The 22,351-nt window shown below is 64.6% G+C and carries 20 protein-coding genes; 18 read left to right on the plus strand and 2 right to left on the minus strand.

What is annotated here, in order from left to right:
• Nucleotides 1-104: 104 nt before the first annotated feature.
• Both FJ967_RS13675 and FJ967_RS13680 read left to right on the plus strand, forming a co-directional pair.
• Entirely contained in the window at nucleotides 105-389 is a 285-nt protein-coding gene (locus FJ967_RS13675; protein WP_140732347.1) for a type II toxin-antitoxin system ParD family antitoxin, read from the plus strand.
• Entirely contained in the window at nucleotides 386-679 is a 294-nt protein-coding gene (locus tag FJ967_RS13680; RefSeq protein ID WP_140732348.1) for a type II toxin-antitoxin system RelE/ParE family toxin, read from the plus strand. Before FJ967_RS13675 ends, FJ967_RS13680 begins: the two co-directional genes overlap by 4 nt.
• Before the next feature lie 10 nt (nucleotides 680-689).
• On the opposite strand, the gene FJ967_RS13685 is transcribed toward FJ967_RS13680, so the two are convergent.
• Together FJ967_RS13685 and FJ967_RS13690 are read right to left on the minus strand one after the other, a co-directional pair.
• A complete protein-coding gene (locus FJ967_RS13685; RefSeq protein WP_140732349.1) occupies nucleotides 690-1,805 on the minus strand; it encodes a cystathionine gamma-lyase in 1,116 nt (371 codons plus the stop codon).
• 67 nt (nucleotides 1,806-1,872) lie between these two features.
• Nucleotides 1,873-2,667: a glycosyltransferase domain-containing protein gene (locus FJ967_RS13690; protein ID WP_140732350.1), complete on the minus strand. Its 795-nt coding sequence runs from the start codon at nucleotides 2,665-2,667 to the stop codon at nucleotides 1,873-1,875.
• A 514-nt stretch (nucleotides 2,668-3,181) separates the two neighbouring features.
• Between FJ967_RS13690 and mraZ the strand changes: the two genes are divergently transcribed.
• The 16 genes from mraZ (at nucleotide 3,182) to ftsZ (ending at nucleotide 22,104) form a co-directional block, all read left to right on the plus strand.
• Nucleotides 3,182-3,640: a division/cell wall cluster transcriptional repressor MraZ gene (gene mraZ / locus FJ967_RS13695; RefSeq protein ID WP_056573299.1), complete on the plus strand. Its 459-nt coding sequence runs from the start codon at nucleotides 3,182-3,184 to the stop codon at nucleotides 3,638-3,640.
• Entirely contained in the window at nucleotides 3,637-4,653 is a 1,017-nt protein-coding gene (rsmH, locus tag FJ967_RS13700; RefSeq protein ID WP_140732351.1) for a 16S rRNA (cytosine(1402)-N(4))-methyltransferase RsmH, read from the plus strand. The genes mraZ and rsmH overlap by 4 nt, the downstream gene beginning before the upstream one ends.
• Before the next feature lie 4 nt (nucleotides 4,654-4,657).
• Nucleotides 4,658-5,053: a hypothetical protein gene (locus FJ967_RS13705; RefSeq protein WP_140732352.1), complete on the plus strand. Its 396-nt coding sequence runs from the start codon at nucleotides 4,658-4,660 to the stop codon at nucleotides 5,051-5,053.
• On the plus strand, nucleotides 5,050-6,771 hold the full coding sequence (locus FJ967_RS13710; RefSeq protein ID WP_140732353.1) for a penicillin-binding protein 2: 1,722 nt from the start codon (nucleotides 5,050-5,052) through the stop codon (nucleotides 6,769-6,771). Before FJ967_RS13705 ends, FJ967_RS13710 begins: the two co-directional genes overlap by 4 nt.
• A 54-nt stretch (nucleotides 6,772-6,825) precedes the next feature.
• Nucleotides 6,826-8,280 (plus strand): UDP-N-acetylmuramoyl-L-alanyl-D-glutamate--2,6-diaminopimelate ligase, encoded by a 1,455-nt coding sequence (locus tag FJ967_RS13715; protein WP_140732354.1) that lies wholly within the window; start codon nucleotides 6,826-6,828, stop codon nucleotides 8,278-8,280.
• Nucleotides 8,277-9,734 carry a UDP-N-acetylmuramoylalanyl-D-glutamyl-2,6-diaminopimelate--D-alanyl-D-alanine ligase gene (locus FJ967_RS13720; RefSeq protein WP_140732355.1) on the plus strand — a complete coding sequence of 486 codons (1,458 nt, stop codon included), beginning with the start codon at nucleotides 8,277-8,279 and terminating at the stop codon, nucleotides 9,732-9,734. Before FJ967_RS13715 ends, FJ967_RS13720 begins: the two co-directional genes overlap by 4 nt.
• Before the next feature lie 23 nt (nucleotides 9,735-9,757).
• The gene (mraY, locus tag FJ967_RS13725) at nucleotides 9,758-10,840 is read left to right on the plus strand and encodes a phospho-N-acetylmuramoyl-pentapeptide-transferase (protein ID WP_140732356.1); all 1,083 of its coding nucleotides are present in this window, start codon (nucleotides 9,758-9,760) and stop codon (nucleotides 10,838-10,840) included.
• A gap of 7 nt (nucleotides 10,841-10,847) precedes the next feature.
• Nucleotides 10,848-12,248, plus strand: a complete 1,401-nt coding sequence (gene murD, locus FJ967_RS13730) for a UDP-N-acetylmuramoyl-L-alanine--D-glutamate ligase (protein WP_140732357.1) — start codon at nucleotides 10,848-10,850, stop codon at nucleotides 12,246-12,248.
• Nucleotides 12,248-13,399 carry a putative lipid II flippase FtsW gene (ftsW, locus tag FJ967_RS13735; protein WP_140732358.1) on the plus strand — a complete coding sequence of 384 codons (1,152 nt, stop codon included), beginning with the start codon at nucleotides 12,248-12,250 and terminating at the stop codon, nucleotides 13,397-13,399. Before murD ends, ftsW begins: the two co-directional genes overlap by 1 nt.
• Before the next feature lies 1 nt (nucleotide 13,400).
• A complete protein-coding gene (murG, locus tag FJ967_RS13740) occupies nucleotides 13,401-14,528 on the plus strand; it encodes an undecaprenyldiphospho-muramoylpentapeptide beta-N-acetylglucosaminyltransferase (RefSeq protein WP_140732359.1) in 1,128 nt (375 codons plus the stop codon).
• On the plus strand, nucleotides 14,525-15,925 hold the full coding sequence (gene murC, locus FJ967_RS13745) for a UDP-N-acetylmuramate--L-alanine ligase (protein ID WP_140732360.1): 1,401 nt from the start codon (nucleotides 14,525-14,527) through the stop codon (nucleotides 15,923-15,925). Before murG ends, murC begins: the two co-directional genes overlap by 4 nt.
• Entirely contained in the window at nucleotides 15,922-16,887 is a 966-nt protein-coding gene (gene murB, locus FJ967_RS13750) for a UDP-N-acetylmuramate dehydrogenase (RefSeq protein ID WP_140732361.1), read from the plus strand. Before murC ends, murB begins: the two co-directional genes overlap by 4 nt.
• A 302-nt stretch (nucleotides 16,888-17,189) precedes the next feature.
• Nucleotides 17,190-18,116, plus strand: a complete 927-nt coding sequence (locus FJ967_RS13755) for a D-alanine--D-alanine ligase (protein ID WP_140732362.1) — start codon at nucleotides 17,190-17,192, stop codon at nucleotides 18,114-18,116.
• Nucleotides 18,104-19,045, plus strand: a complete 942-nt coding sequence (locus tag FJ967_RS13760) for a cell division protein FtsQ/DivIB (protein ID WP_140732363.1) — start codon at nucleotides 18,104-18,106, stop codon at nucleotides 19,043-19,045. The genes FJ967_RS13755 and FJ967_RS13760 overlap by 13 nt, the downstream gene beginning before the upstream one ends.
• A complete protein-coding gene (gene ftsA, locus FJ967_RS13765; RefSeq protein WP_140732364.1) occupies nucleotides 19,042-20,349 on the plus strand; it encodes a cell division protein FtsA in 1,308 nt (435 codons plus the stop codon). The genes FJ967_RS13760 and ftsA overlap by 4 nt, the downstream gene beginning before the upstream one ends.
• Before the next feature lie 66 nt (nucleotides 20,350-20,415).
• Nucleotides 20,416-22,104, plus strand: a complete 1,689-nt coding sequence (gene ftsZ, locus FJ967_RS13770) for a cell division protein FtsZ (protein ID WP_140732365.1) — start codon at nucleotides 20,416-20,418, stop codon at nucleotides 22,102-22,104.
• The last annotated feature ends 247 nt before the right edge of the window (nucleotides 22,105-22,351 follow it).

The raw sequence follows: 22,351 nt of genomic DNA on the forward strand, positions 1-22,351 counted from the left end.
AGGCGAGAACGTTGCCCTTGCATCGGGCACGAGCCAAGGGCTCGCCGGCTTTGTTGAAACTGGTGCGATTAAATCGTACCATGGCTCATCGTCGGGAGTCTATCATGGGTCAGGTTGATAAACGCAGCATCACGCTTTCGCCGGAACTGGCGCAGGCGGTTGACGATGTGGTCGCCGCTGGAGAGTACGCCTCGGCGAGCGAAGTGATCCGCGATGCGTTGCGGCAGTGGAAGGACCGCCGCGACCTGCTCGGCTACACGGTCGAGGAGTTGCGCAGGCTTGTGCAGGAGGGGATCGACAGCGGGCCGGGCCGGGACGGCGGAGAGGTCATGGATCGATTGCGCGCCAAATACCTTAAGATGGCGGGGCCGAGAGGCTTCCATGAGTGAAGTATCGCCTGCTTCCTCAGGCGGTCGACGATCTCGAAGACATCGGCGACTACATCGCTAGCCATGACCCGCGGGCTGCCGTCCGTCTCGTGGACGTGCTGGAAAGCCGTTGGGATTTGCTGACGTTGCATCCCTTCTCAGGTGCGCCACGTGACGATATCGCGCCCGGCGTCCGACATATCGTGGTTAGCAACTACCTCACTCTTTACCGCGTCGGCGGCGACGCCATCGAGATCATTCGGGTGCTGCATGGTCGTCGTAACGTCGATGCGGACGCCCTCGGCTCCTGATCAGGGCAGGTCAGCCGCTGATCCGATCCAGCGAAGCCTCGATCGCCTTCCAGAGTTCCTCCACCGGCTCGCAGCCGACCGACAGGCGTACGAAGCCAGCCGGCACCGCGTCGCCTCGCTTCAGGCGCCGCTCGGCCGAGCTGTGGACGCCGCCAAAGGATGTCGCGGCCTGCATGAGTTGGCAGCCATTGATGAAGTCCTCAGCCTTTTCCTCCGAGGCGAGTTCGAAGGAAATGAGGAAGCCGAAACGCTCCATCTGGGCGCGGGCAAGGTTGTGCGATGGGTCGCCTTCCAGCCCGGGATAGCGCAGACCGGTAATCGCCCGATGGCCTTGCAGCCGTTTCGCGATGATTTCCGCCGACGAACACATGCGGTCGAAGCGCACATCAAGCGTTTCCAGGCCGCGATGCACCATCCAGGCTTCGAAAGGCCCGGGGATGGCGCCCGAGACCTCGCGCCAGCCGGTCACGGCAGAAATGACATCGGCATTGCGGCTGGCGACGTGGCCGAACAGCACGTCGGAATGGCCATTGGGCGCTTTGGTGTCGGCGGCGACGACGATATCGGCGCCGTGGTCGAGCGGGCGCTGGCCGAAGGGCGTCATCGTCGTGTTGTCGACCACCAGCAACGCGCCGGCTTTATGAACGGCCGCGGCCACCGCCGCTATGTCACAGATGTCCAATCCCGGATTGGCTGGCGTTTCGACGAAGGCGAGGCGATAGCCGTCGAAACCGCCGTCGAGAAAGGTCGATGTCGGCCTGACGTCATAGGCAACGCCGAACGGTTTCAGGAAACGGTCGGCGAGCGCTCGTGTCGTGTGATAGCCGTCGGACGGCAGAAGGACACGGTCGCCGGCTTTGAGCAGCCCGAAGAACACGGCCGAGATCGCCCCCATGCCGGAAGGGAAGGCTACGCAGGGCGCGTCTTCCAGATGCGCCAGCATATGTTCGACAGCGCCCCAGGTCGGATTGCTGAAGCGGCCGTACTGGTCGAAGCCGGTGGCGTCGCCTGGGGCATGAAAGATCGCCGCCATGGTCAGCGGCAGCGGAATGGAATCGCCCTTGGCAAGTCCGCCACGACGCAGATGTGGGAGTGCCGCGGCGCGGGCTTTCGCAGTGTCAGGCATCCGGGTTCAGTCCTTGTCAATCGAAATAAGGTGGGTACCGCGGCCTGTTGCGGCCTGGCCAGGTGATCTAGTTCGGACGATCGGGGTGGCGATACGGCCGCCCCTCGGGCATTCCATGTTTGAGATAATGTTCGCGCGCATTCATGCCCGATCGCCTGACGTCTTCGTGCAATTCGAGATAGACGTCATCGCGAAAGCCCCTGGGCAGTCTTATGTTGGCCTTGACCACGGGGGAAAGAACCAGTTTGCCGTCGCCTGGGTGTCCAGGAAAATAATCCGGCGTGAATCCCAATTGCCTGGCGATCACGTTGAACGACAGTTGATCGCGGTAAGAATACGCGCAGACCTGGTCGAACCATTGCTCCATCACGGCTTGCAACCGCGCATCGTTGTGCCGGCGCAGAAGGACGCCGCCAAAGATCAAGCCGGCATCCTCGGGGTGGCCAATCGAGCGGTAATGCCCCATCTGATCCTGGATGACCCTGATGTCATCATAGCGCTCCTTGGCGACGAGCTCCGCCTCCTTGTAAACACATGACCGCTCGGGATGGCAGAAGCAGACCATTGGCGCTCCGTCATTCCCGAGGTGCGCAAAGATCTCGGACACCGAGCAAACGAGCTGAGCCGTGTTGTTGAGATACAGGCTTGTTTCGTACTGGCCGACATAACGATGCGCCAATATCTTGACCATCTTCGCGACCCTGACCGGGTCCATCGTCTCGATGTCGACGTACACGAACTTCCAAGTCTTCGACCGTAGGCTCCTGTCGTCGGTGAAACAGATGAAATCGGTCAATCCGTCGCGGCGGTATTTCGTGTCCGCGAGCAATTCGGAATAGCCGAAAAGACAGGTATAGACCACGCGCCGGTTCTGCGGCGGCGCTGACAACCCCAAAATTCTACGAAAAAAGTCTCTCAAGCTATCTTGTCATGTCGATAATCGAAGAGCCGACAGCGGCGGCGGCTCTGCTCAAAAATTATCAGAACCATCCGAGATTGCAAACCTTGCGCAGGCGCTATTCAGGCGCCGCGGGCGCCGACCGCGATGCGCGCATACCGGCTAAACGGTTCGTTAGGCTTAATGGATCATAAAGACGAAACGTGCCGTCAAATGTCCATTCTCCTCAGTGTCGACACGCATGTTTGTGAAGCCTGTTCCCGTTGACGCCCATAGTGCCCCATGATATCCCATCCAGACATCAAAGCCTTCGTTCCGCGTCAGGGTAAAGCGTACGCCAATCGGGCAGCCGCGGCGGCTGCGCGTTTGCCGATTTTTGCCCGTTTGGACGAGGTTGGTGCGGGGCAGAGAACGCGCTGCGGCGGCGCGTACGAGACGATGAAGAGGGGTGCGGCGGCGCAAGCGGCTGTAGCGTGTGATGGACCGGTTTCTGTCGAACACGGTGAGCAGGATCGATGCGAAGGGGCGGGTGTCCGTTCCAGCGCATTTCCGTGCCGTTGTGCAGAAGCGCGGCTATTCGGAACTCTACGCGCTGCGTTGCCTGGACCTGCCGGCGATGGATGTCGGCGGGCTCGACCTGCTCGATCGCTACGAGCAGCGCATCGCGCAGGAAGACCCGTTCCTGCAGACGGCGGACGACATGTCGTTCTTCTGCCATGGCGACGGAACGTTCCTGAAGCTGGATCAGGATGGCCGCATCACCATGACCGATTTCATTCGCGAGCACACCGGCATCTCCGCGGAGGTCGCCTTTGTCGGACGCGGCAATTTCTTTCAGATCTGGGAGCCGGGACGGCTTGCGGCCTACGGGGCGCAGGCGCGGGCCAGGCTTTTGCAGCTTCGGCAGGGGACGAAGCCTGGGGAGCGACCGGAATGACGGCGGGCCACGGCGATGAAATCAACGCCGTTGGCGGATCGGTCCGCCACATTCCGGTCCTCCTTGGCGAAGTGCTGGAAGCGCTGGCGCCGGCCAAGGCCGACGTCATCGTCGACGGCACGTTCGGCGCCGGTGGCTACACCAAGGCCATCCTGGCGTCCGGAGCGTCGGTGATTGCCATCGACCGCGATCCCGATGCCATCGCGGCCGGGCGCGATCTCGAGGCCCGGTCCGGCGGCAGGCTGAGACTGGTACAGGCGCCGTTCTCGACGCTGGACGAGCATGTTGAAAGCGCCGATGGCGTCGTGCTCGACATCGGCGTGTCCTCCATGCAGCTCGACCAGGCCGAACGCGGCTTTTCATTCCGCTCCGACGGCCCGCTCGACATGCGCATGGCGCAGGCCGGGATCAGCGCCGCCGACGTCGTCAACAGTTTCAAGCCGGGCGACCTTGCCCGCATCTTCGGCTTCCTCGGCGAGGAGCGCCATGCCGGGCGCATTGCCCGCATGATCGAGGCGCGGCGCGAGAAGCGTCCGTTCGAGCGCACCCTTGAACTCGCAGACGCCATCGAGACGCATATCGGCCGCGCGCCGAAGGACAAGATCCATCCGGCGACGCGGGTCTTCCAGGCGCTGCGCATCTTCGTCAATGACGAGCTTGGCGAACTGGCACGAGCGTTGCTGGCGGCCGAACGCGTGCTGAAGCCGGGCGGGCGTCTGGTGGTGGTGACGTTCCATTCGCTGGAAGACCGTATCGTCAAGCGCTTCATAGCCGACCGCGCGGAGGCCGCCAGCGGCTCTCGCCACATGCCGGAGGCGCAGGCGCGCAGTGCCACCTTCCGCAAGGCAGGCGGTGGCGTGACGGCGGGTGACGCCGAGGTCGCCGCCAACCCGCGCGCCCGCTCGGCCAGGCTGCGTGCTGCGGTTCGCACCGAGGCACCGGCGCGCAGCGGCGATTTTTCGATTTTCGGCCTTCCAAAACTTCCCGGCATCGATCGGCCGGGGGAGAGGTAAGCACGTGTTTCGTACCAGCGACATTGTCCTGATCGCCGTCATGGTTTCGGCGGCGGCCCTGACCTACAAGGCCAAGCGCGAGGCCGAGGATCAGTTGGCGGCGGTGCAGAAGATCCACGCCCAGATACGCTACGAGGAGGACACGATCGACCTGCTCAAGGCCGACTGGAGCCTGCTCACGCAGCCGTCGCGGCTGCAGAAGCTGGCCGAGCTCTACAAATCGCAGCTCGCGCTGGAGCCGGTCAGTGGCCGGCAGATCGTGGGCCTCGGCGACCTGCCGGCCAAGGCCCTCGACATCCAGGACATCCTGAACGGGCGCCAGGGCGCCATGGCCGACAATTCCGACAAGGCGCCCGCGGGCGACAAGGATCCCGTCGTGACCGGAGACATCGCCCAATGATCGGCAAACTGCTGAAGCGCTTCGCCACGGCACGCCGCGCCAGGACAGGTGAGGACAGGTCGATCGTGGTCGAGGGCGCCCGCAAGGCGACAGGCGGCAAGGGCAAGGCGCGCATCGTGATGACGATGGCCGTGTTCTTCGGCATCTTCTCGACCATATCGGGGCGGCTGGTCTATCTGGGCTTCCAGACTCCCGACCTGTCGGGCGGTCCGCAGAGCCGGGTGACCGCATCGCGCCCCGATATCGTCGATCGCAACGGCGAAGTGCTGGCCACCGATATCAAGACGGCGTCGCTGTTCGCCGAACCGCGCCGCATCGTCGATGCCGACGAGGCGATCGAGAAGCTGTCGACGGTGCTGCCAGAGATCGATTACGAGCAGACCTATCACAAGCTCAAGAGCGGCGCCGGTTTCGTCTGGCTGCAGCGGCAGCTGACGCCCAAGCAGCAGGCCGACATCATGCAGCTCGGCATTCCCGGCTTCGGTTTCCGTACCGAGAAGCGCCGTTTCTATCCGAGCGGCGAGACCTCGTCCTACATTGTCGGCCTGACCAACATCGACAATCAGGGCATCTCCGGCATGGAGAAGTATATCGACGAGCAGGGGCTCAGCGACCTGCAGGCGTCGGGCCTGGCGGTGGCCAAAGACCTCAAGCCGGTGAAGCTGTCGATCGATCTGCGCGTCCAGCATGTGGTGCGCGACGAGATCGCGGCCGGCCTGGAGCGCTACCGCGCCATGGGTGCTGGCGCCGTCGTGCTCAACGTCAAGACCGGCGAAGTGGTGGCGATGGCCTCGGTGCCGGATTTCGATCCGAACAATCCCTACAATGCCCAGGACAAGGACAGGCTGAACCGGATGTCGGCGGGGCTCTACGAGATGGGCTCGACCTTCAAGAGCTTCACCTCGGCCATGGCGCTCGATTCTGGCAAGGCGACGATGTCGAGCCGGTTCGACGCTTCGCATCCGATCCGGGTCGGCCACCAGGCCATCCACGATTTCCACGGCAAGAACCGTGTGCTGTCGCTGCCTGAAGTTTTCCTCTATTCCTCCAATATCGGGTCGGCGAGGGAGGCCGAACTGGTCGGCATCGAGGGGCATCGTGAGTTCCTGCATCGCCTTGGCATTCTGGACCGGATGCAGACCGAACTGCCTGAGGTCGCCCGCCCGACCGAACCGAAGGTCTGGAAACAGGTCAACTCGTTCACCATCGCCTTCGGCCATGGCGTGTCGACGACGCCGCTGCAGGCCGCCGTCGGCTGCGCGGCGCTGATGCAGGGTTATCTGATCCAGCCGACATTCCTCGTGCGCAGCCAGGAGGAGGCGATGGCCGTGGCCAAGAAAGTGGTCAGCGAGAAGACCGTCGAGGGCATGCGCTACCTCTATTCGCTCAATGCCGAGAAAGGCTCGGCCAGAAACGCCCGGGTCCCCGGCTATCGCGTCGGCGGCAAGACCGGAACGGCCGAGAAGGTCATCAACGGCCGCTACTCCAAGGACTTGAATTTCAACACCTTCGTCGCCGCCTTCCCGATGGACGACCCGCAATATCTGGTGTTCACGATCGCCGACGCGCCGCATCCGGAAAAGCCGGGGATGACCGACGTTGCGGCCAACAATGCGGGGGTTATGGCCGGCAATATCATCAGGCGTACAGCGGCCATGCTTGGCGTGAAGCCAGATTTCAGCCATGAAAATGGTGCAACGCTGGTTTCCTATCAGTGATTCTTAGGGCGCGCCGGCAACTGCGCGCTATTTTGTTGCGGTGAACGGGACTCGATGAAGCTCAAAGATCTAGCCGGTATCCTGCCAGTCGAAGGAACAGCTTCCGCCGATCTGGAGGTCACCGGCATCTCGTCGGATTCCCGCCAGGTGAAACCCGGCGTCGTCTTTTTCGCGCTTGCGGGCAGCAAGGCGGATGGCTCCGCCTATGCCGCCGACGCTGCCAGGCGTGGCGCTGCCGCGATCGTCGCGGGTAAAGGCAGCGCCCTTGCCGGTCTGCCTGTTCCGGTGCTGGCGGTCGATGATCCGCGGCTGGCCCTGGCGTTGAGTGCCGCGCGCTACTTCGGCAAACAGCCGAAAACCATGGTCGCGGTGACGGGCACCAGCGGCAAGACGTCGGTCGCGGCCTTCACCAGGCAGATCTGGGAGCAGGCGGGATACGCCGCCGCCTCGATCGGCACCACAGGCGTGGTGGCGCCCGGCCGCAACGACTATGGCTCGCTGACGACGCCCGATCCGGTCGCCCTGCATCAGTTGCTCAGGGAATTGGCGGATGCCGGCGTTACCCACGCCTCAATGGAGGCCTCCAGCCACGGGCTCGACCAGCGCCGCCTCGACGGCGTCAAGCTCGCCGCCGGCGGCTTCACCAATCTCGGCCGCGACCACATGGACTACCATGCGACTGTCGAGGATTACCATCGCGCCAAATTGCGCCTGTTCGACACGCTGCTGCCGAAGGGCGCACCGGCAATCGTCTTTGCCGACGATCCGTGGTCGGAACCGACGATCAAGGCGGCGCGGGCCGCCGGGCTCGACGTGCTGACAGTCGGTCGCCATGGCGATTTCCTCAGGCTGAAGCGGGTCGAGCACGAGCGCCATCGCCAGCGTGCCGAAGTCGAGGCCGACGGCGTCATCCACGAGATCGACCTGCCGCTTGCCGGCGATTTCCAGATTGCCAATGCGCTGGTTTCGGCGGGGCTTGCCATTTCCACGGGAACGCCTCTCGCCAAGGCCTTGGCGGCGCTGGAGAAATTGAAAGGCGCGCCTGGCCGGCTCGACCTCGTCGGCACCACGGCGAGCGGCGCGCCGGTCTATGTCGACTACGCCCACAAGCCCGACGCGCTGGAGAATGTGCTGGCCTCGGTGCGTCCGTTCACCACCGGGCGCGTGATGGTGGTGTTCGGCTGCGGCGGCGACCGTGACCGTGGCAAACGCCCGATCATGGGCGAGATCGCCACCCGGCTCGCCGATGTCGTCATCGTCACCGACGACAATCCGCGCTCGGAAGTTCCCGAAACCATCCGCGCCGCCATTCTTGCCGCGGCACCTGGCGCCATAGAGATCGGCGACCGGCGCAAGGCAATCCACGAGGCCGTCGGCATGCTGCATGCCGGCGACACGCTGATCGTGGCCGGCAAGGGGCATGAGGAAGGCCAGACGATCGGCACCGAGACCCTGCATTTCTCCGACCACGAGGAAGTGCGCGCCGCGCTCAGGGAGCGTGCCGCATGAGTTTGCTGTGGACATCGGAAGCACTGGTCGCCGCCACGGATGGTCGTCCGCTCGGCCCGATGCCCGATGGCATATCGGGCATTTCGATCGACAGCCGCAGCCTGCAGCCGGGTGACGCTTTCTTCGCCATCAAGGGCGAAGCGATGGATGGCCATGACTTCGTCACCGCGGCCATCAAGGCCGGCGCCGGCGTGCTGGTGGTGGCCGAAGGCAAGCTGCCCTCGCTCGGGCGGCTGACGGCGCCGATCATCGTCGTCGAGGACGTGCTGGCCGCACTGGAGAAGCTCGGTGTCGCCGCGCGGACGCGCTCCCAGGCGAAAATCATCGCGGTCACCGGTTCGGCGGGCAAGACCACCACCAAGGAGGCGCTGCGCCACGTGCTTTCGGCGGTCGGCAAGGTGCATGCCTCGGCGCAGTCCTTCAACAATCACTGGGGCGTGCCGCTGACCCTGGCGCGCATGCCCGCCGATTGCGACTATGCCGTGTTCGAGATCGGCATGAACCATCCCGACGAGATCCGGCCGCTGGTGAAGATGGTGCGGCCGCATGTCGCCATCGTCACCATGATCGCCGCCGCGCATCTCGGCTTCTTCCGCAATCTGGACGAGATCGCCAAGGCCAAGGCCGAGATTTTCGAGGGGCTGGAGCCTGACGGCGCGGCGGTCCTCAACCGCGACGATGCCCGTTTCAAGCTGCTGGAAAAGATGGCGCAGGCCGCCGGCGTCGAGCATGTCTATGGCTTCGGCGAGAATGCGCGCTCGACCTTCAAGCTCACCAAGTGCGAGTTGCATGCCGACCATTCCGACATTGCCGCCAGGATCAGCGGCCACGACATGATCGCGCGCATCGGAGCGCCCGGACGGCACATGGTGCAAAACATCCTGGCGGTGCTGGGTGCCGCGCAACTGGTCGGCGCCGATCTCGACAAGGTGGCGATGGCGCTGGTCGACCTGTCGGCTGAGCGCGGCCGCGGCAAGCGCCACGTGCTGCGGCATCCCGGTGGCTCGACTTCGAGCCACGCCGGCGGCTCCATCACGCTGATCGACGAGAGCTACAACGCCAATCCGGCCTCGATGGCGGCCGCGATGGCGCTGCTCAACGCGACGCCGGTGACGGGCGAGGGACGCCGCATCGCCGTGCTTGGCGACATGCTGGAGCTCGGCGACCATTCGGCCAAGCTGCATACCGCCCTTGCCGACCTCATCGTCGGCACGGGCACGCGGACGGTCTTTCTCGGCGGGCCGGAAATGCGCTCGCTGGCGCAAGCGCTGCCTGATGACATCAAGACGGAATATCGCGCCGGCGTCGAGGAGTTGAAGCCGGTGCTGCTCGCCGCGCTGAAGCCAGGCGACGTGGTGATGGTCAAATCGTCGAAGGGCATCGGTTTTGCAAAACTGGTCGATGCGCTGCTGGGCAAATTCCCGGCTGAAACCACAAGCGGCAATCAGGCCTAGTTCAAGTCGGGGGACGAAAGCGCATGTTCACACTGCTGGTCGATTTCGCGGACAAGATCTCGGTCTTCAACGTCTTCCGCTACATCACGTTCCGCACCGGCGGGGCGTTGATCACCTCGGCGCTGATCGTCTTCATCTTCGGGCCGACCATCATCAACTCGCTGCGGCTCAGGCAAGGCAAGGGCCAGCCGATCCGCGCCGACGGACCGCAGACGCATTTCAAGAAGGCGGGCACGCCGACCATGGGCGGGCTGATGATCCTTTCCGGCATCATCGGCTCGTCGCTGCTGTGGGCGAACCTGTCGAGCATCTATGTCTGGGTGGTGCTTCTGGTGACGCTGGGCTTCGGCTCGATCGGCTTTTATGACGACTACCTGAAGGTGACCAAGCAGTCGCATCTGGGCTTTTCCGGCAAGGCGCGGCTGGGGCTGGAATTCGTCATCGCCGGCATCGCCGCCTGGGCGATCATGCACAACGGCCAGGCGCCGTTCTCGTCGTCGCTGACGTTTCCCTTCGCCAAGGAATTCATCATCAATCTCGGCTGGTTCTTCATTCCGTTCTCCTGCTTCGTCATCGTCGGCGCCGGCAATGCGGTGAACCTGACCGACGGTCTCGACGGGCTGGCGATCGTGCCGATCATGATCGCGGCGGCGTCCTTCGGCGTCATCGCCTATCTGTCGGGCAACGCGGTGTTCGCCGAATATCTGCAGATCCATTTCGTGCCCGGCACGGGTGAACTGGCGGTTGTGCTGGGCGCCGTCATCGGCGCCGGCCTCGGCTTCCTCTGGTTCAACGCGCCGCCGGCGGCGATCTTCATGGGCGACACCGGCTCGCTGGCCATGGGCGGCCTGATCGGCACTGTCGCTGTCGCCACCAAGCACGAAATCGTGCTGGTCATCGTCGGCGGCCTGTTCGTGGTCGAGATCCTCTCGGTCATCATCCAGGTCGGCTACTTCAAGATGACCGGCAAGCGCGTGTTCCTGATGGCGCCGATCCATCATCATTTCGAAAAACTCGGCTGGACCGAAAGCCAGGTGGTGATCCGCTTCTGGATCATCGCCGTCATCCTGGCGCTGGTCGGCCTCTCCACCCTCAAGCTCAGATAGGCGCCTCTTGATCCCCGCCGCATCCTTCGCAGGCAAGCGTGTTTCGCTCTTCGGGCTCGGCGGCTCGGGGATCGCCACGGCGCGCGCGCTGATCGAGGGCGGCGCGCAGGTGCTGGCCTGGGACGACAATCCCGACAGCGTCGCCAAGGCCGCCGCCACCGGCATTGCAACCGGTGACCTGCGTGGCGCCGACTGGGGCGGGTTTTCCGCCTTCGTGCTGTCGCCCGGTGTGCCGCTGACCCATCCCAAGCCGCATTGGACGGTGGAACTGGCGCGTGGAGCGGGCGTCGAGGTCATTGGCGATATCGAGCTGTTCTGCAGGGAGCGCGCACAGCGTGCGCCGGACGCGCCCTTCATCGCCATCACCGGCACCAACGGCAAGTCGACGACGACCGCGCTGACGGCGCATATATTGAAAGCCTCGGGGCGTGACACGCAGATGGGCGGCAATATCGGCCGCGCGGTCATGACGCTCGATCCGCCGACGCCCGACCGGCACTATGTGGTTGAATGCTCGTCCTACCAGATCGACCTTGCGCCCTCGATCAATCCGACGGCCGGCATCCTGCTCAATCTGACGCCCGACCATCTCGACCGCCACGGCACCATGCAGCACTACGCCTCGATCAAGGAGCGGCTGGTCGCCGGCAGCGAGACGGCGATCATCGGCATCGACGATTCGTGGTGCGCGCAGATCGCCGAACGGCTGGAGCGGGCGGGGCGGCAGGTCATCCGTATTTCCAAGCGGCTGCCGCTGACCGACGGCTATTTCGCCGACGGCACCAATCTGATGGAGGCCGTGCACGGCCGCTACAGCCGGGTTGCCTTCCTCGAAGGCATCGGCTCGCTGCGTGGCCAGCACAATGCGCAGAACGCGCTGGCCGCGGTCGCGGCCTGCCTCAAGGTCGGGCTCGACCTCGGTGAAATCCAGTCGGGGCTGGAAAGCTTCCCGGGGCTGGCCCATCGCATGGAGCAGGTCGGCCGCAAGGATCATGTGCTGTTCGTCAACGATTCCAAGGCGACCAATGCCGACGCGGCGGCGCCCGCTCTGTCCAGCTTCAACCGTATCTACTGGATTGCCGGCGGCCTGCCCAAGGAAGGCGGCATCGAGCCGCTGCGCGGCTTCTTCCCGCGCATCGCCAAGGCCTATCTGATCGGCGAGGCCGCGCCGGCCTTTTCGGCGACGCTGGGCGAAGCCGTGCCTTACGAGATTTCGGGCACGCTCGCCGCCGCGGTCGAGCACGCGGCGCATGACGCGGCCGGCGACGACAGCGGCGAGGCGGTGGTGCTGCTGTCGCCGGCCTGCGCCAGTTTCGACCAGTTCAAGAATTTCGAGGTTCGCGGCGAAGCCTTCAGGCAAGCTGCGAGCGCTATAGATGGCGTCAAACCCATCGGAGGGGCACGATAATGCAGAGCCGTCTCGACAAAAGTCCTGTTGCAACCTGGTGGTGGACCATCGATCGCTGGTTCCTGGCGGCGTTCCTGTCCTTGATGGGGCTCGGTATCGTCCTGTCGTTCGCGGCAAGCCCTGCCGTCGCCGAACGCATCGGCCTCGACAGTTTCCACTTCGCCACAAGGCAGATCATCTTCACCGTGCCGGCGCTCGGCGTGATGCTGCTGGTCTCGTTCCTCGATTCCCGAGAGATTCGGCGCATGTCGCTGATCATGCTGTGCCTGATGCTGGTGCTGATGGTGGCGGTGCTCTATGTCGGTGTCGAGGTGAAGGGCGCGCGCCGCTGGGTTTCGTTCGCCGGCCTCTCGATCCAGCCGTCTGAATTCCTCAAGCCGGCCTTCGTCATCATGTGCGCCTGGCTGTTCGCCGAACACAAGCGCCAGCCCGACATTCCCGGCAATCTGTTCGCCATGCTGCTCCTGGTGCTGGTCGTGTCGCTGCTGGTGGCGCAGCCGGATCTCGGCCAGACCATGCTGACCACCGGCACCTGGGGCATCATGTTCTTCATGGCCGGGCTGCCTTGGCTTTGGATCATCGTGCTGGGTGCCGCCGGTGTCGGCGGCGTCTTCGCCGCCTATACGGTGTTTCCGCACGTCGCGCTGCGCATCGACAAGTTCCTCACCGGCGAAGGCGATACGTTCCAGGTCGATATGGGCCGGGACGCGCTGATCAATGGCGGCTGGTTCGGCGTCGGGCCGGGCGAGGGCACGGTCAAGCGGGTCATCCCCGACAGCCATGCCGACTTCGTCTTCTCGGTCGCGGGCGAGGAGTTCGGGCTGATCATGTGTTTCTTCATCATGTCGATCTTCGCCTTCATCGTGCTGCGCGGCCTCAACACGGCGCTCAAGGAGCATGACGACTTCACCCGTTACGCGGTCGGCGGCCTGGTCACCGTGTTCGGCCTGCAGGCCGTCATCAACATGTGCGTCAATCTGCAGCTGGTGCCGGCAAAGGGCATGACGCTGCCCTTCATCTCCTATGGCGGCTCCTCGCAGATCGCCATCGCCATCTCGATGGGCATGGTGCTGGCGCTAACGCGCAAGCGGCCGGAGAAGCGCAAGCAGATGGGCTTTACGCTGCCGCAGCGCGCCATGCCGGCGGAGTGACATGGCCAGAGGCGTCATTCTTCTGTGCGCGGGCGGTACCGGCGGACACCTGTTTCCAGCCGAAGCGCTGGCGCATGAACTGATCGAGCGCGGCTGGACGGTGCATCTGGCGACCGACACCCGCGCCGAGCGGTTTGCCGGCCATTTCCCGGCCGCCGCCATCCATCCGATCCAGTCGGCGACCCTGGGCTCGAAAAATCCCGTGGCGCTGCTTGGCGCCTTCTGGAAAATCTGGAGCGGTGTGCGCCAGGCTTCCGGCATCATCGGCAGGATCAAGCCGGAGGCCGTGATCGGTTTCGGCGGCTATCCGACCCTGCCGCCGCTCTACGCGGCGACGCGGCGCAAGGTGCCGACGCTGATCCATGAACAGAATGCGGTGATGGGGCGCGCCAACCGGGCGCTGTCGGGCCGGGTCGATGCGATCGCCGGCGGCTTCCTGCCGCAGGACGCGAGCGTCGCCGGGGCCAAGACGGTGACGACAGGCAATCCGGTCCGCCCGCAGGTGATCGAGGCCGCGAAGACGGCCTATGCGGCATCGGGGTTCGACGACCCGTTCCGCCTGCTCGTGTTCGGCGGCAGCCAGGGCGCCCAGTTCTTTTCCGATGCCATGCCGGGCGCTATCGCCCAGCTTTCCGAGGCGCGGCGCAAGCGGCTGGTGATCACACAGCAGGCCCGCGCGGACGACGTGACGCGGGTCAAGGATGCCTATGCCGCGCTTGGCGTCGCCGTCGAGGTTTCGCCCTTCTTTACCGACATGGCGGCCCGCATGGCGGCGGCACACCTGGTGATCTCGCGTTCAGGGGCCTCGACCGTGTCGGAAATCGCCGTCATCGGCCGGCCGGCGCTGCTGGTGCCTTACCCCTATGCGCTCGACCATGACCAGGCGGCCAATGCGGCAGCCCTTGCCGCTGCCGGCGGCGGCGAGGTGCATGCGCAATCCTCACTTTCGCCCGAGCGTATCGCGGCATTGCTCGGCGCCCTGATGGAAGAGCCGGAGCGGCTGGCGGCGATGGCGGCGGCGGCGAAGTCGGTCGGCAGGCCCGACGCCGCGCGGTTGCTCGCCGACCTGACAGAGGCTATTGCGGCCCGCAAAACAGTATCGGATTTCAAGAAGGGGACGCACGCATGAAGATGCCGCAGACCATCGGCCTCGTGCATTTCATCGGCATTGGCGGCATCGGCATGAGCGGCATCGCCGAGGTGCTGCACAATCTTGGCTACAAGGTGCAAGGGTCCGACCAGGCCGACAGCGCCAATGTACAGCGGCTGCGCGACAAGGGCATCGAATGCTTCGTCGGTCACAAGGCCGAGAATCTCGGCGATGCCGAGGTCATCGTCGTTTCGACGGCGATCAAGAAATCCAACCCGGAACTGAAGGCCGCGCGGGAGAAATTGCTGCCCATCGTGCGCCGCGCCGAGATGCTGGCCGAACTGATGCGCTTCCGCCAGGCCGTGGCGATCGGTGGCACGCATGGCAAGACGACGACCACCTCGATGGTGGCGACGCTGCTCGAAGCCGGCGGGCTCGATCCGACCGTCATCAATGGCGGCATCATCAATGCCTATGGCACCAATGCCCGCATGGGCGATGGCGAATGGATGGTGGTCGAGGCCGACGAGAGCGACGGCACGTTCCTCAAGCTGCCGGCCGATGTCGCCGTCGTCACGAACATCGATCCCGAACATCTCGATCACTACGGCAGCTTCGACAAGGTGCGCGAGGCGTTCCGCCAGTTCGTCGAGAACGTGCCGTTCTACGGCTTCGGCGTGATGTGCACCGATCACCCGGAAGTGCAGGCCCTGGTCGGCCGCATCGAGGACCGCCGCGTCATCACCTATGGCGAGAACGCGCAGGCCGATGTGCGCTTCACCAACCACCGCATGGCGGGCGCCACTTCGGAGTTCGACGTGGTCATCCGCGACCGCAAGGGGCGGGGTCATACGACGATAGCGGATTTGCGCCTGCCGATGCCTGGCCGCCACAACGTCTCCAACGCCACCGCCGCGATCGCGGTCGCGCACGAACTCGGCCTGTCCGCCGAAGCGATCAAGAAGGGCCTGTCCTCCTTCGCCGGCGTCAAGCGCCGCTTCACCCACACCGGTTCGTGGAACGGCGTCGACGTGTTCGACGACTATGGCCACCACCCGGTCGAGATCTCGGCGGTGCTGAAGGCGGCGCGCAGCGCCACCAAGGGGCGCGTCATCGCCATTGCCCAGCCACATCGCTTCACCCGGCTGCATGACCTGTTCAACGAATTCTCCGCCTGTTTCAACGACGCCGATACCGTGATGGTGGCGCCGGTCTATGCGGCTGGTGAAGAGCCGATCGACGGCGTGACCTCGGACGCGCTGGTGTCGCGCATCCGCGCCGGAGGCCATCGCGACGCGCGCTATATCGAGGGGCCGGCCGATATCGCGCCCATCATCCGCGACATCGCCAAGCCTGGCGATTTCGTCGTCTTCCTCGGCGCCGGCAATATCACCCAATGGGCCTATGCGCTGCCCAAGGAGCTCGCCGCCTCATGATGAACGGCCAGGCCCTGATCGACAGACTTGGCGACCGGCTGGCCGGCCTGCGCGGCCGCGTCACGCCGAATGCGGAAATGGACAAGATCACCTGGTTCCGCGCGGGCGGTCTGGCCGAGGCGCTGTTCCAGCCGGCCGACGAGGAAGACCTTGCCGCATTCCTCAAGGCGGTTCCCGAAGAGGTCCCCTTGACCGTCGTCGGCGTCGGCTCGAACCTTCTCGTCCGCGACGGCGGCATTCCTGGTTTCGTCGTCAGGCTTTCGGCCAAGGGCTTCGGCGATGCCGAGGTGATTTCGCCGATCAGGATCAAGGCGGGTGCGGCCACGCCCGACAAGCGTGTGGCGGCGGTGGCGCTGGAGGCCGGCATTGGCGGGTTCCATTTCTATCACGGCATTCCGGGCGCCATCGGCGGCGCGCTCAGGATGAATGCCGGCGCCAATGGCGTCGAGACGCGCGAGCGCGTCATCGAGGTGCGGGCGCTCGACCGCAAGGGCAATCTCCAGACGCTGAGCAATACCGAGATGGGCTACGCCTACCGCCATTCGGCAGCGCCCGCCGGGCTGATCTTCACCTCGGCCGTTTTCGAAGGCTTTGCCGAAGACAAGGCGGCGATCAAGACGGCGATGGATGCCGTGCAGAACCATCGCGAAACCGTGCAGCCGATCCGCGAAAAGACGGGCGGCTCGACCTTCAAGAATCCGGAAGGGACGTCGGCCTGGAAGGAAATCGACAAGGCGGGTTGCCGCGGCCTGATGATCGGCGGCGCGCAGATGTCGCCGATGCATTGCAATTTCATGATCAACACCGGCACGGCGACCGGCTACGACCTAGAATATCTCGGCGAGACGGTGCGCGCGCGGGTGCTCGAGCATTCCGGCATCCGGCTGCAATGGGAGATCAAGCGCCTCGGCAATTTCCGGCCCGGACATGCCGTGCAGGAGTTCCTCGGGCAGCTTCTCTGAGACGCCTTGAAGTTCATGTGATGGATGAACTTCAACGGGTTCGCAAATCGCGCAAAAACGTTGCCGGAAAGACTCAGCGACACGGTTTTCGCGTCCATTTTCTCACAAAGTGAATCTCTCGGAATCATAAGCACTTGCCAGTGAATCAACTCTCTGATTCTCTGCCCTAAAGCGTTTCCTGATTTGAGTCGTTCGACGCGTTTTCAGCGTTTTCCGTCTGGGGGGCAACCTGCCGGGAGACTCGGACTCAATGTTGCGGAGATCTTTGGGTTTTGGTCCGCCGCGAGAGGGGATGACGGGGAATGAAGAGCAAGCATGTGGCTGTATTGCTGGGAGGTTTCTCGTCCGAGCGGCCCGTGTCCCTGTCTTCCGGAAAGGCTTGTGCCGATGCGCTTGAGCAGGAAGGCTATCAGGTCACCCGTGTCGATGTCGGGCGCGATGTCGGCTCGGTGCTTGCCGCGCTTCGGCCCGACGTCGCCTTCAATGCGCTGCATGGGCCTTTCGGCGAGGATGGCACCATCCAGGGCATCCTCGAATATCTCGGCATTCCCTACACCCATTCCGGGGTGCTCGCCTCGGCGCTCGCCATGAACAAGGAGCAGGCGAAGAAGGTCGTCAAATCGGTCGGCGTGCCCGTTGCCGAATCCAAGGTCGCCAATCGCTTCTCCATCCAGAACAAGCATCCGATGAAGCCGCCCTATGTGGTCAAGCCGGTCAGTGAGGGGTCGAGCTTCGGCGTCGTCATCGTGTCGGAGGGGCAATCGCATCCGCCGCAGGTTGTCGGGTCGTCGGAGTGGAAATATGGCGATACCGTCATGGTCGAGCGCTACATCCATGGGCGCGAACTGACCTGTGCCGTCATGGGCGATGTGGCCCTCGGCGTCTGCGAGATCATCCCGACGGGGCATTCCTTCTACGATTACGATTCAAAATATGTCGCGGGCGGATCAAAACACGAATGCCCCGCAAAAGTTTCACCGAATATTTACCAAAAAATACAGACACTGGCGCTCAAGGCTCACCAAGCTGTCGGCTGTCGGGGCGTTTCCCGGTCGGACTTCCGTTATGACGATCGTCACTCCGAAAATGGCGAAGTTGTATGGCTCGAGGTCAACACCCAGCCTGGCATGACGCCGACGTCTCTGGTGCCTGAAATCGCTGCCCAGGCCGGGCATTCGTTTGGTGATCTGTTGAGTTGGATGGTGGAGGACGCTTCGTGTCTGCGTTGAAATGGGGACAGGGAAAGGTGAGGGGCGCGGCCGGGCCGTCGCTGTTCGGCCTGCCATTGTCGTTCGACCATTTCGTTCTGCCGCGCGTGCTTCGCCGCCCGGTCCGTATCTTCGCGCGCCTGTGCGATGGTGAATTCCAGGCGCCGCGATTCTCCGCCGCTGTCATGTCGTCGGTGCTGTTGGCCTCGAGCGGTGCCTATGGCTCCTATCTCGGCGGTCATGCCGACGGCATCATCCAGAGCATCACGGCGCGCACCGGCTTCGCCGTCGACCAGGTCAAGGTGGTCGGCAACCGCCAGACTTCGGAGATCGATATTCTCGACAGGCTCGAACTCGACGGCTGGACGTCGCTGATCGGCTTCGATGCGGAAGCCGCGCGCGAGCGCATCGCGGGTTTGCCGTGGATCGAGGTCGCGGCGGTGCGCAAGGTCTATCCGCATACGCTGGAAGTGCGCGTCGAGGAGCGTGAGGCCTTCGCGCTCTGGCAGCAGGGCAGTGACCTTTCCGTCATCGAGAAGGACGGCGCCGTCATCGCGCCGTTCTCGGGTGGCAAGCAGGTTCTGCTGCCGTTGCTGATCGGTGCCGGCGCGCCCGCCACGGCGCCGGGCTTCATGGCCAAGATCGAACAATATCCAGACCTTGCCAGCCGCATCAAAGGCTATGTCCGTGTCGGTGAGCGGCGCTGGGACCTGAAGCTGGACAACGGCATCACCGTCAAGCTGCCCGAGGATGGCGAGGACCAGGCGCTGGCCGAACTCGTCAAGATGGATCACGACAAGGGGCTGTTGTCGCGCGACATCGCCGCCGTCGACATGCGTCTTTCCGACCGGCTGGTCGTGGAGTTGACGCCTGAGGCGGCAACCCAGCGCGAGGCCGCGCTCAACGAGAAACCAAAGACCCTCAAGCGCAAGCCGGAGACGAAGATATGAGCTGGCTTGGCGGTTCTGGCGATGCCTCGTCGCGCCGGTCCGGCACCCTGACGGTGCTGGATGTCGGCTCGAACAAGGTCTGCTGCATGGTGGCCAAGCTCAAGCCGTGCGACGACGGCAAGCTTTTGCGCGGCCGCTCGCACCGGATCCAGGTGATCGGCATCGGCCATCAGAAATCCCAGGGCGTGAAGTCGGGCGTGGTCGTCGATCTCGACCGCGCCGAACATGCCATCCGCCTGTCCGTCGACGCAGCCGAGCGCATGGCGGGGCTGACGGTCGATTCGCTGATCGTCAACATGACCGCCGGACGGCTGAAGAGCGAAGCCTTCTCGGCCACGATCAATCTTGGCGGCCACGAGGCCGACGAGGCCGATATCAAGCGCGTGCTCGGGGCCGGCGCCAAGCAGGCGCTGAAGGCCGAGCGCGAGGTGATCCATTCGTTGCCGGTGGGCTTCTCGCTCGATGCCGAGCGCGGCGTGCGCGATCCACGCGGCATGGTGGGCGACGCGCTTGGCGTCGACATGCATGTGCTGACGGGCGATGCCGCGCCGATGCGCAATCTGGAACTGTCCATCAACCGCTCGCACCTGTCGGTCGAGCGCATGGTGGCGACGCCCTATGCAAGCGGGCTGGCGGCACTTGTCGACGACGAGCTGGAACTGGGCGCCGCCTGTATCGACATGGGCGGCGGCACGACCACCATCTCGGTGTTTTCGGAAGGCAAGTTCGTCCATGGCGACGCAATCGCCATCGGCGGCAATCACGTGACGCTCGACATGGCCAAGGGGCTGTCGACATCGCTCGACGCTGCCGAGCGGCTGAAGGTGATGCACGGCTCAGCGTTGCCGGGCAGCGCCGACGACCGCGATCTGGTCTCGATCCAGCCGATCGGCGACGATGGCGACGTGCCGCTGCAGATACCGCGTTCGGTGATGACGCGCATCGTGCGCGCCCGCATCGACGAGACGCTCGAGCTGTTGCGCGACCGGCTGAACAAGTCGGGCTACGGCAATGCCGTTGGCAAGCGCGTCGTGCTCACCGGCGGCGCCAGCCAACTGGCCGGCCTGCCTGAGGCGGCGCGCCGCATTCTGGGACGCAATGTGCGCATCGGACGTCCCCTCGGCGTGGCGGGCTTGCCCGAGGCGGCGAAGGGACCGGCTTTCTCGGCCGCGGTCGGACTTCTGATCTATCCGCAGATGGCGAATTTCGAGAGCCATCCGGCGAAAGGCATTTCCGGTCTCAGGATGACCGGAACGGGCGGAAAACTGCATCGCATGAGTCAGTGGTTGAGAGACAGTTTCTAATTGACGGGGACAGCCCCATAGGCGGCCGCGGCGGCGAAGCGGCGTGAAAGGCAAAGGACGGAGACAATGACCATCAATCTGCAGAAGCCGGACATCACCGAGCTGAAGCCGCGCATCACCGTGTTCGGTGTCGGCGGCGGCGGCGGCAATGCCGTGAACAACATGATCACCGCCGGTCTGCGCGGTGTCGAGTTCGTGGTGGCCAACACCGACGCGCAGGCGCTGACCATGTCGAAGGCCGACCGGCTGATCCAGCTCGGCGCGCATGTCACCGAGGGGCTCGGTGCCGGTTCGCAGCCGGAAGTCGGCCGTGCGGCGGCTGAAGAGTGCATCGATGAGATCATCGACCACCTGTCCAACACCCATATGTGCTTCGTCACCGCCGGCATGGGCGGCGGCACCGGCACGGGCGCTGCTCCGGTGGTGGCGCGCGCCGCGCGCGAAAAGGGTATCCTGACCGTCGGCGTCGTCACCAAGCCGTTCCATTTCGAAGGCGCGCGACGCATGAAGACAGCGGACCTCGGCATCGAGGAGCTGCAGAAGTGCGTCGACACGCTGATCGTCATCCCCAACCAGAACCTGTTCCGGCTGGCCAATGACAAGACCACCTTCGCCGATGCCTTCGCGATGGCCGACCAGGTGCTCTACTCCGGCGTCGCCTGCATCACCGACCTGATGGTCAAGGAAGGCCTGATCAATCTCGACTTCGCCGACGTGCGTTCGGTGATGCGCGAGATGGGCAAGGCGATGATGGGCACCGGCGAAGCTTCGGGCGAGGGCCGCGCAATGGCCGCCGCGGAAGCCGCGATCGCCAATCCGCTGCTCGACGAGACCTCGATGAAGGGCGCCAAGGGCCTGCTGATCTCGATCACCGGCGGCCGCGACCTGACCCTGTTCGAAGTCGACGAAGCGGCGACCCGCATCCGCGAGGAAGTCGACCAGGACGCCAACATCATCCTGGGCGCCACGTTCGACGAGGAACTCGAGGGTGTCATCCGCGTCTCGGTGGTCGCGACCGGCATCGACAAGTCGGCGGCTGAAATCGCCGCCGCGCCGATCTCGATCCGCACCGCGCCGCAGAAGCCGGCCGCCCGTCCGGCCGTTGCGGCGGTGGAAAGCCGCCCGGCGCCGGTCCAGCAGCAGGCTGTCTACGAGCCGCGTGCCGTCGATCCGGTGGCGGAAGCGATCCAGTTGGCCGAAGCAAACGCCGCCGCCATGGCTCAGCCGCGCCCGGCACCCGTTGCCCATGCGGACGATTTCCGCCCGCAGAGCAAGATCTTCCAGGCGCCGCCCGCGCAGCAGCAGCCGATGCCCCAGCCTGTCGTCCAGCAGATGATGCAGCCGGCTCCGCAGCCGCGCGAAATGCTGCGCGAGGTCCCGCAGCCGGTGGCGATGGCGCCGCAGCGCATGCCGCGCGTCGAGGACTTCCCGCCGGTCGTGAAGGCCGAGGTTGATGCCAAGAGCCGCCCGGCTGACCATGAGAACAGCGGGCCGATGGGCCTGCTGAAGCGCCTGACCAATGGCCTGACCCGCCGCGAGGAAGAGCCTGCACGGCTGCAGCCGGCGCAGCCGCGCGAACCCAAGCTGCGCCAGGCCGCGCCGGAAGTGCGCCGCCTTGCCAGCCAGGACGCACAGCTCTACGCGCCGCGCCGCGGCCAGCTGGACGACCAGGGCCGCTTGACGCCGCAGGTGAGGGCGACTCAGGACGACGACCAGCTGGAGATTCCGGCCTTCCTGCGCCGCCAGGCCAACTGAGCGGTTAACGGACTGTAACAATTGTTAACAGGCAGGCAAGAGATTGCTTGCCTGTTAACGTTTAAAGCGCTGCATAATCAATCGGTTATGATGCCGTACATGTTCCAGTTCGCGGTTACAGAGAGTAAGAAACCGTGATTTGGAGTCTCCCTGCCGGGACATTATCTTCGCTGCCTACCATAGTCGGTTTGCTGGGATTTCGGGGAAGTGGCCCTGCCTGCCGATTTAACAAGAGCCGCGCCCTCGG

The sequence above is a fragment of the Mesorhizobium sp. B2-3-4 genome, assembly GCF_006442315.1.
Classification (GTDB): domain Bacteria; phylum Pseudomonadota; class Alphaproteobacteria; order Rhizobiales; family Rhizobiaceae; genus Mesorhizobium.

What these genes read in the sequence shown, in the direction of transcription:
- FJ967_RS13675 (WP_140732347.1), top strand. Translation starts at nt 105, where the DNA reads ATGGGTCAGGTTGATAAACGCAGCATCACGCTTTCGCCGGAACTGGCG.
- FJ967_RS13685 (WP_140732349.1), bottom strand. Translation starts at nt 1,805, where the DNA reads ATGCCTGACACTGCGAAAGCCCGCGCCGCGGCACTCCCACATCTGCGT.
- mraZ (WP_056573299.1), top strand. Translation starts at nt 3,182, where the DNA reads ATGGACCGGTTTCTGTCGAACACGGTGAGCAGGATCGATGCGAAGGGG.
- rsmH (WP_140732351.1), top strand. Translation starts at nt 3,637, where the DNA reads ATGACGGCGGGCCACGGCGATGAAATCAACGCCGTTGGCGGATCGGTC.
- FJ967_RS13710 (WP_140732353.1), top strand. Translation starts at nt 5,050, where the DNA reads ATGATCGGCAAACTGCTGAAGCGCTTCGCCACGGCACGCCGCGCCAGG.
- FJ967_RS13715 (WP_140732354.1), top strand. Translation starts at nt 6,826, where the DNA reads ATGAAGCTCAAAGATCTAGCCGGTATCCTGCCAGTCGAAGGAACAGCT.
- FJ967_RS13720 (WP_140732355.1), top strand. Translation starts at nt 8,277, where the DNA reads ATGAGTTTGCTGTGGACATCGGAAGCACTGGTCGCCGCCACGGATGGT.
- mraY (WP_140732356.1), top strand. Translation starts at nt 9,758, where the DNA reads ATGTTCACACTGCTGGTCGATTTCGCGGACAAGATCTCGGTCTTCAAC.
- ftsW (WP_140732358.1), top strand. Translation starts at nt 12,248, where the DNA reads ATGCAGAGCCGTCTCGACAAAAGTCCTGTTGCAACCTGGTGGTGGACC.
- murG (WP_140732359.1), top strand. Translation starts at nt 13,401, where the DNA reads ATGGCCAGAGGCGTCATTCTTCTGTGCGCGGGCGGTACCGGCGGACAC.
- murC (WP_140732360.1), top strand. Translation starts at nt 14,525, where the DNA reads ATGAAGATGCCGCAGACCATCGGCCTCGTGCATTTCATCGGCATTGGC.
- murB (WP_140732361.1), top strand. Translation starts at nt 15,922, where the DNA reads ATGATGAACGGCCAGGCCCTGATCGACAGACTTGGCGACCGGCTGGCC.
- FJ967_RS13755 (WP_140732362.1), top strand. Translation starts at nt 17,190, where the DNA reads ATGAAGAGCAAGCATGTGGCTGTATTGCTGGGAGGTTTCTCGTCCGAG.
- ftsA (WP_140732364.1), top strand. Translation starts at nt 19,042, where the DNA reads ATGAGCTGGCTTGGCGGTTCTGGCGATGCCTCGTCGCGCCGGTCCGGC.
- ftsZ (WP_140732365.1), top strand. Translation starts at nt 20,416, where the DNA reads ATGACCATCAATCTGCAGAAGCCGGACATCACCGAGCTGAAGCCGCGC.